The following is a 14850-nucleotide window of genomic DNA, read 5'->3' as shown; positions in this document are numbered from 1 at the left end:
GTGGTGGCTCAGGGCAACGGGTAGTGATCAGGCGTCGCTGGTCGGCCGGATCGTCTTGATCGGCGACCGTGGCGGGAACGGGCCCGGACCGTAGATGTGGGTCTCGACAATCGCGCCCGTCGTGTCGCGGATGATGTGCTGGGCATGCGCCCACCGGGCGACTTCGGCCCCGATCGCGACCTGTCGCAATCGGGGGCCACCGCTGGAGAACGGCTCGCAGCCGGGCCGCCGGTTCTTCCAGACCCCGCTCTCGAAGTACGTCTCGACATCTCGAGTATCCATAGCCTGCCCCCTTCGTGCCGCTGGACCGGTACCCAGCCGCAATCTCCTGGCAGGCATCGTATGTCATCGAATGGATGACGCATGATGCTTGTCATCCATTAGATGACGTGTTAGAACAGTGCTGCGTGTTGACACCGAAGTCGACGATCTGGAGGTGGAACGATGTTGATGCGCACCGACCCGTTCCGGGAGCTGGACCGGCTGACCCAGCAACTCAGCGGTGCCTCGTCGCCAGGGACCTGGTCGAGGCCGAACCCGATGCCGATGGATGCCTATCGAGCCGGCGACGAGTACGTGGTGGTCTTCGACCTGCCGGGTGTTCCGCAGGAGGCCATCGAGCTGGACGTCGAGCGCAACGTGCTCTCCGTGAAGGCGGAGCGGCGGCCGCTGACGGTGGCCGAGGGAGTCGAGATGCAGGTGGCCGAACGGCCGCTCGGGGTGTTCTCCCGGCAGTTGTTTCTCGGCGACACCCTCGACACGGAGCGGATCACGGCGGAGTACGAGAGCGGCGTACTGACGGTGAAGATCCCCGTCGCCGCACAGGCCAAGCCCCGCAAGATCTCCATCAGCGGCGGGGATTCCGAGCCGCGCCAGATCAACGCCTGACCGGCCCGCGACACGGGAGATCCTGGATGCACCGAGCTGAATCACCCGACGGACTCGACGAGGCGACCGATGCGCTGGCCTTCGTCACCGGGGTACTGCGCGAGCTCGATGCTGACGGCAACGATTCCGCCCGGTTGCTCGAGGCGCTGGTCCGGATCCGTGCGGTCCGGGACCACCTGGCCGAGTGGGAGCCGAGGTTGATCGACCAGGCCCGGGCCGCCGGCACCAGCTGGGCACAGCTGGCGCCGGCGCTCGGGGTGGCCAGCAGGCAGGCGGCCGAGCGGAGGTATCTACGGATCAACGCGCAGTCGGCCGACGCCGCGATGACGGGCGAGCAGCGTGTCCAGGCCGCCCGGGATCAGCGTGCGAGCGACCGGGCGGTGGCCACCTGGGCGCGGGGCAACGCTGCCGATCTTCGCCGGCTCGCGGGGCAGGTCACCGCATTGGACGGGCTCGACCGGACCACCCAGGAGAGCGTGGACCGGATCCACGATGCCCTGGGCGACAACGACTCCGCGGCCCTGCTCGGCCCCTTGGCCGACGCCGGCCCGCGACTCACCCGCGATCATCCGCAGATCGCGGACCGGATCTCCGAGCTCGGTGACCGGGCCGACGAGGTCCGCCGCGCATCGACACAACGACCGGGCGAGCCCCGGCAGAGCCAGGAGGAGGGACTCTGATGAAGTTGCTGTTCGAACTCCGGCCGGTCGACCACCTGGACGCCGGCGCGGACGACTACCGCAGCCTCGGGCTCGAACCCCTCGGATGGCCCGACGACGACACGGCCATGCTCGGGCCGCGCGTCGCCGGCTGACAGCATCGAGAACTTTGACCGTGGTCCAAGGACGTGGCCACGCCGTGACTCGAGAGTCGCGAGGTCAATCATGCTTTCTGGTAGGACCGACGAGACGGTACCGGTGCAATGCTCGACGCCCGAGGAGCGGGCCGCGCGTGAAGCCGCTACCCAGGAACTGCTGCGGCGCCGGGAGCGAACGTGCGACGACGCCGAGCGGCAGGCGTTGATCGATCAGGTCGTCGAGCTCAACATCGAGATCGCCCGCGGGATCGCCCGCCGGTTCCGCGCACGTGGCGCCGAGGCCGATGATCTCGAGCAGGTCGCCTACCTCGGCCTGGTCAACGCGGCTCACCACTACCGGCTCGACGCGGATACGCCGTTCATCGGTTTCGCGATCCCGAGCATCCGCGGTGAGGTGAAGCGGTATTTCCGCGACTGTGCGTGGACTGTGCGGATCCCACGCCGGCTGCAGGAGGTGCAAGGCTCGATCATGGCCCTGCAGCCCGAGCTGCAGCAACAGCTGAACCGCGACCCGACCCGGGCCGAGCTCGCGGATCACCTCGGCCTGGAGGTGGCCCAGGTCGAGGAGGCGATGGCCGCGACGGGCTGCTTCAACGTGCTGTCCCTGGACCGCCCGTCAGGCGCGGACCCTGATCTGACGCTGGCAGATCTGGTCGCCGCCGAGGAGGACCGGACGGTCGACCAGTTGGAAGCGGTCGACATGTTGCGGCCGGTGCTGGAGGAGCTGGGAGCGCGTGAACGACGCATCCTGGAACTGCGTTTCGTCGAGGGCTGGACCCAGACCGAGATCGGCAGAGAGATCGGCATCAGCCAGATGCAGGTGTCCCGCGTACTGCGCAAGATCCTCGACGATCTCCGCACGAAACTCACCCACACACAGGCCGTCGCCTGACGGTCAAGCGCACTGAAACCGGCGCGAAGTCGGGAGGTGAGCGACCGAATACTCCTGGGCACCGGTCTGCCAAGTGGCCACCACGCCCGCGGGTCGAAGGGTCACCAGGCCGCGCGCGTTGCGCTTATCAGCGCGCGCGGCCGACCCATGACCACCCGTCCATCATCCCCCTCCGAAAACCTCACGCGAGTTGGCGTCCGTACACCTCGTCAGCCGAGGGCGGCGGGGGATTCGGCGTGGGGGATGAGGAGGCGTGGGGTGCCCGTGCCGTTGGCTGGGACTGTCCAGATGTCGGCGTCGGCGGGAGCTCGTGGGATGGCGTAGGCGATGGTGTCGGGGTCCAGCCAGGAGGGCTGGTCGTCTACGGTGCGGGTCTCGGCCAGGGAGGTACGCGCGCCTGAGGCCAGGTCGAGGACGGAGAGGCGCCAGCCCTTGGCCGGGTCTCCGTTGATGGCTGATTTGAAGGCGATGCGCTTGCCGTCGGGGGACACGGACGGGCATTCGACGTTCTGGGTGATGGTGTGGATGGTCTTGGCGGCGATGTCGCCTTGCACCAGGTAGCGGTGTCCGGCGGTGGACATCGTGGCGTAGAAGTGGTTGTCGTCGCCGGGGGCGAACGTGATGCCCCAGAAGTTGAGATCGGCGGCGGTGTAGGGGTGGCCGTCCAGGGTCACCGAGAGAAACTCGAGGGAGTCGACCGTGTCCTCGTTCTCGAGGTCGATCAGTCCCGCGCGGGTGGAGAACCGTCCGTGGTTGTACGAGTCTCCGGCAACGAACACTGTCCAGGCCACCATGCGTCCGTCCGCGGATACCCGGGTGCGATTCGGGACGCCGACGAGCGGAATGGCCCTTTCCACCGCGAGGTTCTTGTCGAGGATTGCGACCTGGAACGTGCTGAGCGCGCCGTCCTGGCGTAGACAGGCGCCGGTGCCGCCTGCGGCGTACACGCGCAGGCAGCTCAGCGTGGACACCGAGTGCGGTCCGTCGGGATGGTCCTTGGCCACCAGTGCCAGATGTCCTTTGCTGTCCGGCGCGGTACTGCGGAACAGGATCCGCGGGGCGCCCGTGAGGCTCAGCCCGTTGGTCGCCGCGGGTACCGGCGTGTCTTCACGCGTCACCGTGAACGCGCCGTACCCGACTGCGACCGCGGTCAGCAGCAGCGCCCCGAGGAGGGCGACCAGCACCCGGCGCGTCACGCCTGCTTCTCCGTGGCCGGGATGCCGCGGAGCAGTAGGGCGATCGCGAGCACCGCCACGGCGACCAGTGCCGCGGCGATCCGGGTCGCGCTCGCCGGTCCCCACACGGTCCACGCCAGTCCGAAGACCACCGAGGAGACCAGGTAGGACAACGCCTGTCCCGTCTGGATCAGCGCGATTCCCGTCGTACGCAAAGCCGCTGGCAGCACCGGTCCCGCCAGCGCCATCAGTACTCCGTCCGTGGAAGCGTAGAAGAGTCCGTACAGCGCGAGCACCAGCACGAGCAGCGGCCAACCGCCGACCGGTCCGAACAGCAGGAGGTAGACCAGCACGAGTGCCGTGTAGCCGCCGAGCACCACCTTCAGCCGGCCGATCTTGTCGGCCAGCACGCCCAGCGGTGTGGCCAGCAGCAGGTAGGACAGGTTGGTGCCCACGGCAAGCAACGGGAACCAGCCGATGCCCAGCTCTTCCCGCCGCTGCAGCAGCAGGTAGACGAAGCCGTCGCCGATGGTCACCAGACCGGCCAGGCCCGCGGCCACCACCAACCGCCGCACCGGAGCCATCCGCAGCAGGCCACCGAGCGCGGACAGCGCCACCGTGCCCTTGGGTGGTTGCTCGTCGCGGCGGTCCCGCACGAACAGCACAAGGACCAGCACCCCGAACGCGGCAATGCAGAAGCTGGCCATGAACACCGCGTCGTACGCCTGCGCGGTGGCCGCCAGGATGCCGAGCGCGACCAGCGGCCCGGTGAACGCGCCGATGGTGTCCATCATCCGGTGGACGCCGAACGCGCGGCCGTAAAGGGATGGCGGGGTGGACAGCGTGATCAGTGCGTCGCGAGGCGCCGTACGCAGGCCCTTGCCGGTACGGTCGATCGCGACTACCGCACCGATCGCGCCGACAGCGTTGCCCGCGGCAAGCAGTCCCAGTTTGGCCACGGCCGACAGCCCATAGCCGAGACCGGCGATGAACTTACGGCGGCTCGCCCGGTCGGCGACGTACCCGCCGACCAGCCGCAGCAGCGCGGTCGCGCCGGTGTACGTGCCGTCGACAACGCCGTACACGGTGGGGCTCAGGTGCAGGCCGAGCACCAGGTAGACCGGCAGAACCGCGGTCACCATCTCCGAGGAGATGTCGGTGATCAGGCTGACCGCGCCGAGCGCGAACACGTTGCCGCTCAACAGGAACAGCGCGCGCCGCGGACCTTTGTTCGCGGCGCGCGACTGGTCGATCGTGGAGAGGTACACGGTGGCAGTCAGTTCCACACGTTGGTGATTTCCGGAGCCGCGTTCAGATGCGAGAGGCCGTAAGCGCTCTCGATCGTGCTCAGCACGTTGTAGTGGTTGATCTGGTTGGAGAACGAGCCGACCTGGGTGTGGGCGCCGACGAACGTGGTGAGGATGTGGTTCGACGAACCGCCGTTGTCCTCGTCGAAGGTGACGATCAGCAGGCTGTTGTGCGTCTTGGCCCACTGCGCGTACGCATCCAGGTTGTTCTTCAGCCAGGTGTCACCCGTGCTGACCGAGCAGTCGTGCATGTCGTTGCACATGTTCGGGGTGACGTAGGAGACGGTCGGGAGGCCGGCGTAGTTCGCCGAGCTCGGGAAGCCGGTGAACCTGAGGTTGCTGGCGGCGGGCACGGTGGTGAAGTTGACCCAGCCGTTGTGCTTGCGCTTGTACTGGCCGCTCGAGCAGCCGGTGTAGCCGTCGGAGGGCATGCTTTCGGAGTAGCCCTTGAAGGTCTTGCCCGCGGTGATCAGCTGCTTGCCGAGGTTGTTGCCGCTGTAGGTGTGCGGGCAGCTGTCGTCGGTGACGCCCTGGGTCGACCCGGAGAAGATCGCCAGGTAGTTGGGCTCGCTGGGGTGAGTGATGCCGTACGACTGGGTGAACTTCGCGCCCTGGCCGGCCAGGCTGTTGAAGTACGGGGCACTGGAGCTGCCGTTGAGCTGCGAGTACGCGTGGTTCTCGAACATCACCAGCACGATGTGATCGAACACCGGCACGCTCGCCGCCGCTTGCGCGGTGGGCGAGGTGGCGGTGGTGATCGCCGTCGCCGAACCGATGAAAGCCGCAGCCACCACGACTGCCGCCGCAATGCGCTTCCGTATCACGAATTCTCCTCACAAGGATGGGCGGACCCTGATCGGACGGTCAGGGCCGCGGCCAATCCTGAGAGCCGACGGCCGCTCCAGGCCGAATGCTGCGAGCACCTCAGATGTGCGCGAGGTGAACAGCGCACGATCGCTCAGACGATCCGCGTGCTCGCACAGCGTGAGGCTGCGGCTCAGCGAGAGCGGCGTACGCGGTGGTCGGCGGCAGTCATCAGGGTGGCCATCGCGGTCTCGGCCGCGTCCGGGTCGCCCTGCTGGATCGCGGTGAAGACGGCCTGATGCTCGGCCAGCGTGGCCTCGATGGTCCCCGGGACCCGCAACGTCCGATCGAACCAGTCGGCCAGCAGCGACTGGATGCTGGTGAGCAGACTGTGCAGTACGACGTTCTGCGCGATGGTGGCGATCTCGAGATGGAAGGCGATGTCCGCCGCCACGAAGGCCTCGACGTCGTCGCCCGCGTCACGCATCCGGTCGACCTGCTCGCGGAGACGCTCGAGCTGGGTCTCGTCGGCCCGCTCGGTGGCGAGCCGGGCTGCGAGCAGCTCCAGTTGTTCGCGCACCTCCACCAGGTCGCCGATCTCGGGCTCGCCCAGCGCCAGGCTCCACTCGAGTGCCTGGGCCAGCAGCTGTGTGCTGTCCGCTCGCAGATACGACCCGGAGCCCGGGCGGATGTCGACGAGGCCGAGCAGCTCCAGCGCGGCGATCGCCTCGCGGAGCGTCGATCGGCCCACTCCGAGCATCTGCGCGAGGTCCCGCTCGGACGGCAGCCTGGCCCCGACCGGGATGTGCTCGGCGCCGAGCTGCTCGATCAGCTGGCGGGCGACCAGGCTCGCGGTGGACAGGCGCTGGACCGGCCGGAACCGCGTCCGGATGAACGGTGTGCCTTGCCCCTCACTCACGTCGCCCGCCCCCTCAGCGCGGCGTCGCCGCCGCCGGTCCCCGGCACGCCCTCACTGGGTCGACGGCTCGAGACGAAGCATTCTGGTGATGACCCGATCGAGCTCGCCGTCGTCGAAGATGCGCTTCCAGTCATCCTTGATGATCGTCTCGCGGCCGTAGGCTATCGCGATCTCACAGGCCTCGGAGAACGCGTGCGATCCGCGCAGGGCGTTCGTGAGGGCGATCTGGACATGCCCGTAGAGCATCGCCCGGGCCGCCGGTTCGGGAATGCCGACGGTGTGCACGGTCTCGGCGAGCGCATCCTTGAGCAGCGTGCCGACCATGCAGGCAACGGTCTCGACGAGAGTGGGCTCCAGTACGGCGAGCTGCTTCACGGTGACCCAGTGGACGTCGAGGACCGGGCTGTAGATGACCCGGATGACCTCCTCGACGCGGCCCTGGCTCGCGGCATCGGCGACGGCTGCGACGACATCCTGAGGGGCGCTGACCCCTCCGAACGTGTCGGCCCACTGCTCGGCGCTGGTCCGCTCGAGGAATACCGACGGGTGACACGGGTGCGCGACTGCCTGGGTCACGCCGTCCCGGGTTGCGAGCAGGCCGGCGTAGGCAGCCGCGGGGTCGAGGGTGAGCAGGACTGTCCCGTCCCTCATCAGCGGAACGACGTCGTGCGAGACCTGACCGAGCACGGTGTCCGGGGTCGCGAGTACGACGACATCCGCCTGGGGCACGGCCGTGGCGGCCGCGGTGACGGTCCGCCCCGCAGCGTTCACCCGCTCGATGCCGGTTGCCGACGTCTCGCAGTACAAGGCCTGGTACGGGCTGGTCGCGAGATTCGCCGAGACCCGTTGGCCCATCCTGCCGCCCGCACCGATGACGACGACTGTCTCCCGCTGCGTACTCATGACACCCGAATGTAGGTCCCTGTGGAAAGATCGGTCAACTGGTTGACCAATTTGTCTGAAACGTGTCAATCTGAGCCCCGTGTCCGACGACGTGACGGCCGTTTACGAGATCGAGAGCGCGGTCCCGCTGGAGCGAGCTGCCGAGGTGATCGCGGGTGAGCAGTCCTGCGGCACGTTCGTCCGCGTCGCCCGCGAGAGCGACGAACTGCGGGCACGCCATGCCGCGCAGGTCGTGGCCGTCGACGAGCTGCCACCCAGCGGACGTCCGCCCCTTCCGGGGATGACCGGCGACCCTTGCGACGTACGCCGGGGCCGCGTGACGGTCCGGTTTCCGCTGGCGAACTTCGGGCCCTCGATACCGAACCTTCTCGCCGCCGTGGCCGGCAACCTGTTCGAGTTGCGCGACGTCGGGGCGCTGCGGCTGGTCGATCTCGAGCTGCCCGCAGCCTTCGCCGAGCGGTACCCGGGGCCGCGCTTCGGGGTCGCGGGGACGCGGCGCCTGCTCGACCGTCCGGACGGCCCGATGATCGGCACGATCGTGAAGCCCAGCATCGGTCTCAGCGGTGCAGAGCTTGCCCAGCTCGTCATCGAGCTCGGCGATGCCGGAATCGACTTGATCAAGGACGACGAGCTCCAGGGCAATCCGCCCGGCCTGCCCCTGCGGGAGCGGGTGCGGGTGGTGACGGAGGCCCTGAAGGAAGTTGCCGATCGCAACGGCCGGCAGCCGATGTACGCCTTCAACATCACCGACGACATCGACCGGCTCGAGCCGAACCACGACCTGGTGCTCGCCGCCGGCGGGACGTGCGTCATGGTCTGCGTGAACCTGGTCGGGCTCGCCGGACTGGAGTACTTGAGCCGGCGTACACAGCTGCCCATCCACGGGCACCGGGCGATGTACGGCGCGTACGCTCGCTCGCCGCAGCTGGGCATCGACTTCCGGGTCTGGCAGAAACTCGCCCGGATCGCCGGCGCGGATCACCTGCACACCAACGGATTCGCGAACAAGTTCTACGAGACCGACGACGAGGTGCTGGCCTCGATCGCAGCGGTGCGCGCTCCGCTGCTCGGTGGGTACGAGGCGCTGCCCGTCCTGTCCTCGGCGCAGACCCCGGGGCTCGCCCATACGACGTACGCGCGGACGCGGAGCACCGACCTGCTCGTGCTGTCCGGGGGTGGGATCCACGGTCACCCGCAGGGATCCGCCGCTGGAGTGCTCGCGATGCGGGAGGCCTGGGAGGCGGCGACATCCGGTGAGCCGCTGGACCAGCGCGCCGCCGCGGTCCCCGCCTTGGCCGCCGCGCTGCACACGTTCGGGAGAGCGTGATGGCCGTTGCCGCCTTCTACGGTGACGACCTCACCGGTTCGGTCGACGCGCTCCTGCAGTTCCGTCGCGCCGGACTGTCAGGTGTCCTCGTGACCGGGCCCGATGTCGAGGTCGACGTCAACGCGACGGACGTCGTCGGTATCGCCGGCACAGCGCGGTCCCTGCCGACCGGCGAGATGGACGCCGAGGTCGTTCCCGCCCTGCGCCGGCTCCGCGGGCTCGGCACCAGACTCGTTCAATACAAGGCGTGCTCGACCGCCGATTCCGCTTCGCACACGGGAAGCATCGGTCGGGTGCTCGAGCTGGCTGTCGGGCTGTTCCCTTCGGCCCCGGTGCCTATCGTGTTCGCCCAGCCCGATGCCGGCCGGTACACCTTCTTCAGTCATCACTTCGCGCGCGATCACGACGTTGTCTTCCGCCTCGACCGGCAGCCCACCATGAGCTCGCATCCGGTGACGCCGGTGCACGAGTCCGACGTGCGACTGCACCTCGGCGCGCAGACTGAGCTGGCGATCGGTGGTGCGCACTGGCCGTCGTACGGCGATCCCGTGCAACTAAGACGGCTGCTCGACGAGGCGGACGAGTCCGGGGTCGTCTGTGATGCGATCAGTGACGAAGAGCTGGACCGGCTGGCTGCCGCGATCCTCACCGGCCGAACGGGACAGCGGTTCGTCATCGGCTCAGGTGGGATCAGCGGCGCGCTCGGACGGCACTTGCAGGTCAGCGATCGGTTGCCTCCGCTTCCGACGTACGTCGAGCCGGCGATCGGTCCCACCCTGGTCCTGAACGGCAGTCGCTCCCGGCTCACCCGCGGGCAGGTCGACGCAGCGGCCGCGGCCGGATGGCTCGTACTGGACTTGTTCGCGGAGGACACGACGCGACTCGTGGAGGCCGCACTCCGAGCGGGTGCTGGTGTGCTCGTGGATTCGTCGATGACCGACCGATCCGTTCCCAGCGCCGACGTCGAACACGGGTTGGCCGCGATCGCCGACAGCAGCCTGCGCCGGCAGCAGAACACCCGCCTCGTGCTCTCCGGTGGCGACACGTCCGGCAACGTGCTGCGCCGCCTCGGGGTCGAAAGGCTCGGGATCGCCGCCCGTCCGTGGGGCAACGTCGTGCTCTGCCACGCGAGCGGTCCCGCCGCGCACCTGCAGAAGGTCGAGCTCGTCCTCAAGGGCGGGCAGATGGGGCACACCTCGCTCTTCGACGACATCCGCCTTGGTCGGTCCCTGAAGGAGGCTGCATGCTCACCGACACCGGTGCCAGCGCTCACGCTCGAATGACCTCGGTCGCCGCGGTGTCACTCGCGGGCGACGGACCGTTGGCAGCGCTGCGCCACCGTGCCCTGGAGAAGACCATTCCCTCGATGGGCGCGATCATGTTCGATCCGGCCACCGCGCATGCCGGCGAGAACTTCCGGGTGGCCGCCGGTGACGTACGCGGCGAGCACAACGGGCCGCCGTTCATGGACGGCGATCTCTACAAGTGGCTCGAGGCGGCGACCGTCGCGGCCGCCGAGACGGAGGATCCGGAGCTGCGGACGGCCGTCGCCGAGGCGACCAAGGTCATCGCCCGGGCGCAGCGCGAGGACGGGTACCTGCACACCAAGACCCAGATCGCCCGGCGGCACGGCGACGACGTCGAACCACTTGCCATCGGCACCGACTTCGAGACGTACAACTTCGGGCACCTGATGACGCTCGCCTGCGTTCATCACCGCGTCGCCGGCGACGACACGCTCCTGGCTGTCGCGATTCGGGTCGCCGACTTCCTCGCCGTACAGAAGCCGGAGCGGCTGGCCGAGTGCAACGTCTGCCCGTCGCACTACATGGGTGTCGTCGAGCTCTACCGGATCACCGGTGACCGCCGGCATCTCGAACTGGCGGCGACGCTGCTCGACCTGCACGGCGGCAAGGGCGGCGCGGGCACAGACGACAACCAGGACGTCCTGCCGGTACGAGACCAGCGCCGGGCTGTGGGTCACTCGGTCCGCGCCAACTACCTCTACGCCGGGATGGCGGACTACGCGGTGGAGACCGGGGACGCAGCGATCGTCGCGGCGCTGGACAGCATCTGGGACGACCTGGTGTCGAGCAAGCTGTACGTCACCGGTGGCTGCGGCGCGCTGTACGACGGAGCCTCGCCCGACGCCGGTCAGGACTACTACTCGGTGACCAAGGTGCACCAGTCGTACGGCCGGCCCTATCAGTTGCCGCACACAACGGCCTACAACGAATCCTGTGCGTCGCTCGGTCTGGTGTTCTGGGCCTGGCGGATGCTGATCCGCACGGGGGACGCGAAGTACGCCGACGAGATCGAGCGGGTGCTGTTCAACGCGCTGCCGGCGATGGTCGGGTACGAGGGGTCGACGTACTTCTATGTCAACCCACTCCGGCAGGTTCGCGGCCTCACGTACCCGTTGCGCAGGCCGGGCGATCCCAAGGACGTCGCTCCACCGCCATCGGACCGGCGGGAACGCCAGGAGTACATGCAGGCTTGCTTCTGCTGCCCGCCGAACATCGCGCGCGTCATGGCGGAATTGCCGTACTACGTCTACGGGCAGGGCCGTGACGAGTTGTGGGTCCATCAGTTCGTGAGCGGCGAGGTCAGCACGAGCTTCGGTGGCGTGCCCGTGACGGTGCGGCAACTGACGGACTTCCCGGTCTCCGGTGACATCGAGCTGTCCGTCGAGGCGGAGCGTCCGGTCCGCGGGCAACTGCGTATCCGTGTGCCGGGATGGGCCGACCGCGTCGAGATCGACGGCTCTCCGGTGGAGCCGGCCGCGATGGACCGCGGCTATGTCGTCCTCGACCGCGAGTGGCATCGCGACGCGGTCACCGTTCGGATTCCGCTGCGGCCGCGGCTGCTCACCGCTCACCACTTCGTCGAGGAGGCGACCAACCAGGTGTGCGTCGTCCGTGGCCCGGTCGTCTACTGCCTGGAAAGCGCCGACCTGCCTGAAGGCGCCGGCATCGAGGACGTGGCCATCCCGCAGGACGCGAGCATCACGGTCACGCCGGGCAGCGGCATGTTCGCGGGTCACGCCCTGCTGCACGTCGCCGCCGCCGTCGTCCCAGGCTCGCAAAGTCCTCTGTACGCCGAGCTCGACCGCACTCCGGCACGTGTCATCGGCCTGCAGCTTGTCCCGTATGCCCTCTGGGCCAACCGCGGACACGGCGAGATGACCGTCTGGCTGCCGCTGATCCGCACCCTCGAGAGGAGCGTCGTATGACCCGCATCGCCTTCCTGCACACCGGGGCCGTCGTCATCCCCGCGTTCGCCAGTCTCGCCGCCGAACTGCTCCCGGACGTCGAGGTGCAGAACCTGCTCGACGACAAGATCGTCGGCGATCTCGGCCGCGGCGTGCCGCCCGAGCAGATCGAGCAGCGGCTGGCCGACCTCGGTCACGCCGCGGTCGCCGCCGGTGCCGACGCCGTGCTGTTCACCTGCTCGTCCATCTCGCAGTACGCCGGTCCACTCGCCGATCGTCTCGGGGTCCCGGTCTACCGGGTCGACGAGGCGATGGCGGACGAAGCCGTGCAGGCGGGCCACCGGGTGAGTGTCGTCGCCACACTGCGGACCACCGTGCGGCCGACGGCTGCGCTCCTCCGTGAGCGGGCCGAGTTGCTCGGTCGCGACGTACGCATCGAGGAGACCGTCGTACCGGACGCGTTCGAGGCCGCGGTCGCGGGGGATCGCGCTCGCCACGACGCCCTGGTGGCGGCGGCCATCGAGGACCGGGCGGAAGCGAGTGACGTCGTCGTCCTCGCCCAGGCATCAATGGCGTCGGCGGCCGCCGGTCTCCAGGTGCCAGTGCCGGTCCTGACCAGCCCGGAGCGCGGCCTACGCCGACTGGCCGCTCACCTGGCGGAGACGAGGGCATGATGCAAGGTCGACCGTGGAGGTCCTGGGCCGCCAGATCCACGGCATCCCGAGAAACGGCTGAGGGCTGGGCTGTGATGGGGTGAAGCTATGAAGATCGAGGAGATCGACCTGGTGGCGTTGCCGGCCGCGGACGACTGGCCGGCGCTGGTGGCGGTGGTCAGGACGGACGACGGTCTGACCGGTCTCGGCGAGGTGGGGATGCGTGGTCGCGAACGGGCCGCGGCCGGGCTGGTCGAGGACCTGCGCCCACTGCTCGTCGGGGTCGACGCGACCAGGATCGAACACATCTGGCAGCTGGGCTTCCGGTCGGTCTTCTTCCCCTCAGATCGCCATCACGCCTCGGTGCTGGCCGGGATCGACATCGCGTTGTGGGACATCCGCGGGCAGTCGCTGGGTGTTCCCGTGCACGAGCTGCTCGGCGGCCGGTCGCGTGACTACGTTCCGGCGTACGCACACGTGCGCGGTGGGTCGATGGACGACGTGCTCAACCACGCCTCCGACCTGGCCGGTCAGGGCTGGCGGCACCTGCGGCTGACGGCGTGGGATCCGCAGGAGCCGGAGTACGACGCGCGTCGTGCGGTGCGCTGGTCGGTCGAGCTGATGCAGGAGCTACGGGCCGGACTCGGCGACGAGATCGAGTTGCTGATCGACGTTCACACCCGGCTCGACCTGGCCGAGGCGGTGCAGCTGTGCCGCGAGCTCGAGCCGTTGCGGCCGTTCTTTGTCGAGGACCCGCTGCGCAGCGAGCACCTCTCGGCGTACAAGTCGCTCCGGGGGCGGGTCGGCGTACCGATCGCGGCGGGGGAGCAGCTCTGCACGAAGTGGGAGTTCCGGCAGCTGGTCGAGGACGAGTTGATCGACCACGCCCGGATCGATCTCGGTCACACCGGGATCACCGAAGGGCGCAAGATCGCGGCGCTGTGCGAGACGCACCACGTGCAACTGGCGCTGCACAACTCGATCGGTGCGCTCTGTACGGCGGCGTCCACCCAGTTCAACACCGCCCTGCCGAACGTGAGTGTGCAGGAGCAGGCCCACCGCGCCACCGCGCCGCTAGGTGCGTTCACCTCGACGATCATCGCCGAGCCGGGCCGCTTGACCGCATCCGATGCGCCAGGCATCGGCATCACCGCCGACCTGTCCCAGGCGATGCCGCCCGCAACGACTACCATTCCTCGCCTCCACCGCCCAGACGGATCCGTCACGAACTGGTGAGACGGGGGAGGGGCAGGAGGGCGCCGATGAAGAAGCAGAGGGCGCCGAGGGCGGTGCACCAGTTCGCGGCGGCCAGGTCGAGGATCGAGCCGGTGGCCGGCACGATGAACGAGGCGATGGCCGAGATGCCGAACAGGATGCATCCGAGCAGGTTCACTGCGGCCGTCGTCCACGTCCGGTCCATGCGCCGCGGGCGGAGCCCCGGTCCGGCCGTCATGCGGTAGGCCAGCGCGCCGGACACGAGGAAGCACACCGAGCCGAACACATCGGGCGCCCAGACCAGCCGGTTCTCCTGGTGGGTCGACAGGCTTTCGTGCATCGCGGAGAACGTGCTGACGTTGAACAGAAGTGTGCCGACGAACTGGATCGCGGCACTCCACCAGGACGGATCACGGCCCCACCGGTGCCCGCGCCGTACGGTGCCCTCCCGCAGTTCCATGGCAGCGGCGAGGGTGAAGAAGATGGAGCCGACGAAGAAGACCACGCCGTCCGTCGCGGAACCCACGAGCTGGACGAACCCGGGGAACGGCCCGATGAAGAAGCACGCCGACCCGATCGCGAACCCCACGGCGATCGCGACGTCCCAGCCCCGCCGGGTGGCCGGCCTCGGAACAGAAGCCAGCGCATGACCGATCACGTGCGCATCACCCCCAACCCGCAGACCGTAAGGCAGTCCCGTTGGCAGGCGCTTCCCCCGGCGCGGATGAGCCCACCCCGG

General features: G+C 68.8%; 16 protein-coding genes. 9 read left to right on the top strand and 7 right to left on the bottom strand.

Annotated elements, in window-relative coordinates:
- Positions 1-27 precede the first annotated feature (27 nt).
- The gene (locus OG876_RS02585; protein ID WP_328523101.1) at positions 28-282 is read right to left on the bottom strand and encodes a hypothetical protein; all 255 of its coding nucleotides are present in this window, start codon (positions 280-282) and stop codon (positions 28-30) included.
- A gap of 162 nt (positions 283-444) precedes the next feature.
- Here OG876_RS02585 and OG876_RS02580 point away from each other — a divergent pair, with 162 nt between their 5' ends.
- The 4 genes from OG876_RS02580 to OG876_RS02565 all read left to right on the top strand — a co-directional run bounded on the left by OG876_RS02580 (position 445) and on the right by OG876_RS02565 (position 2597).
- Positions 445-888 (top strand): Hsp20/alpha crystallin family protein, encoded by a 444-nt coding sequence (locus OG876_RS02580; RefSeq protein ID WP_328523100.1) that lies wholly within the window; start codon positions 445-447, stop codon positions 886-888.
- 26 nt (positions 889-914) lie between these two features.
- On the top strand, positions 915-1568 hold the full coding sequence (locus OG876_RS02575) for a hypothetical protein (protein WP_328523099.1): 654 nt from the start codon (positions 915-917) through the stop codon (positions 1566-1568).
- Positions 1568-1702 (top strand): hypothetical protein, encoded by a 135-nt coding sequence (locus tag OG876_RS02570; protein ID WP_328523098.1) that lies wholly within the window; start codon positions 1568-1570, stop codon positions 1700-1702. The genes OG876_RS02575 and OG876_RS02570 overlap by 1 nt, the downstream gene beginning before the upstream one ends.
- A 70-nt stretch (positions 1703-1772) precedes the next feature.
- The gene (locus tag OG876_RS02565) at positions 1773-2597 is read left to right on the top strand and encodes a sigma-70 family RNA polymerase sigma factor (RefSeq protein ID WP_328523097.1); all 825 of its coding nucleotides are present in this window, start codon (positions 1773-1775) and stop codon (positions 2595-2597) included.
- Positions 2598-2806: 209 nt separating this feature from the next.
- Here OG876_RS02565 and OG876_RS02560 read toward each other — a convergent pair whose 3' ends face one another.
- The 5 genes from OG876_RS02560 to OG876_RS02540 form a co-directional block, all read right to left on the bottom strand.
- Positions 2807-3793: a TolB family protein gene (locus OG876_RS02560; RefSeq protein ID WP_328523096.1), complete on the bottom strand. Its 987-nt coding sequence runs from the start codon at positions 3791-3793 to the stop codon at positions 2807-2809.
- Entirely contained in the window at positions 3790-5058 is a 1269-nt protein-coding gene (locus OG876_RS02555; RefSeq protein ID WP_328523095.1) for an MFS transporter, read from the bottom strand. Before OG876_RS02555 ends, OG876_RS02560 begins: the two co-directional genes overlap by 4 nt.
- Positions 5049-5903: an alkaline phosphatase family protein gene (locus OG876_RS02550; protein WP_328523094.1), complete on the bottom strand. Its 855-nt coding sequence runs from the start codon at positions 5901-5903 to the stop codon at positions 5049-5051. The genes OG876_RS02555 and OG876_RS02550 overlap by 10 nt, the downstream gene beginning before the upstream one ends.
- 173 nt (positions 5904-6076) lie before the next feature.
- Complete coding sequence (locus tag OG876_RS02545) at positions 6077-6802, bottom strand: FadR/GntR family transcriptional regulator (protein WP_328523093.1); 726 nt, start codon at positions 6800-6802, stop codon at positions 6077-6079.
- 51 nt (positions 6803-6853) lie between these two features.
- Positions 6854-7705: a phosphogluconate dehydrogenase C-terminal domain-containing protein gene (locus tag OG876_RS02540; protein ID WP_328523092.1), complete on the bottom strand. Its 852-nt coding sequence runs from the start codon at positions 7703-7705 to the stop codon at positions 6854-6856.
- 79 nt (positions 7706-7784) lie between these two features.
- Here OG876_RS02540 and OG876_RS02535 point away from each other — a divergent pair, with 79 nt between their 5' ends.
- From OG876_RS02535 to OG876_RS02515, 5 genes are all read left to right on the top strand, one after another.
- Positions 7785-9032 (top strand): RuBisCO large subunit C-terminal-like domain-containing protein, encoded by a 1248-nt coding sequence (locus OG876_RS02535; RefSeq protein ID WP_328523091.1) that lies wholly within the window; start codon positions 7785-7787, stop codon positions 9030-9032.
- Complete coding sequence (locus OG876_RS02530) at positions 9032-10315, top strand: four-carbon acid sugar kinase family protein (protein WP_328523090.1); 1284 nt, start codon at positions 9032-9034, stop codon at positions 10313-10315. The genes OG876_RS02535 and OG876_RS02530 overlap by 1 nt, the downstream gene beginning before the upstream one ends.
- A complete protein-coding gene (locus OG876_RS02525) occupies positions 10276-12264 on the top strand; it encodes a glycoside hydrolase family 127 protein (RefSeq protein ID WP_328523089.1) in 1989 nt (662 codons plus the stop codon). The genes OG876_RS02530 and OG876_RS02525 overlap by 40 nt, the downstream gene beginning before the upstream one ends.
- On the top strand, positions 12261-12917 hold the full coding sequence (locus tag OG876_RS02520) for an aspartate/glutamate racemase family protein (protein WP_328523088.1): 657 nt from the start codon (positions 12261-12263) through the stop codon (positions 12915-12917). The genes OG876_RS02525 and OG876_RS02520 overlap by 4 nt, the downstream gene beginning before the upstream one ends.
- Positions 12918-13004: 87 nt before the next feature.
- The gene (locus OG876_RS02515; RefSeq protein WP_328523087.1) at positions 13005-14132 is read left to right on the top strand and encodes a mandelate racemase/muconate lactonizing enzyme family protein; all 1128 of its coding nucleotides are present in this window, start codon (positions 13005-13007) and stop codon (positions 14130-14132) included.
- On the opposite strand, the gene OG876_RS02510 is transcribed toward OG876_RS02515, so the two are convergent.
- Complete coding sequence (locus OG876_RS02510; RefSeq protein WP_328523086.1) at positions 14119-14769, bottom strand: hypothetical protein; 651 nt, start codon at positions 14767-14769, stop codon at positions 14119-14121. The genes OG876_RS02515 and OG876_RS02510 overlap by 14 nt on opposite strands.
- Positions 14770-14850 lie beyond the last annotated feature (81 nt).

The organism is Kribbella sp. NBC_00359 (genome assembly GCF_036097425.1).
Taxonomy (GTDB): domain Bacteria; phylum Actinomycetota; class Actinomycetes; order Propionibacteriales; family Kribbellaceae; genus Kribbella.
This window is presented reverse-complemented; position numbering and strand designations above follow the sequence as displayed.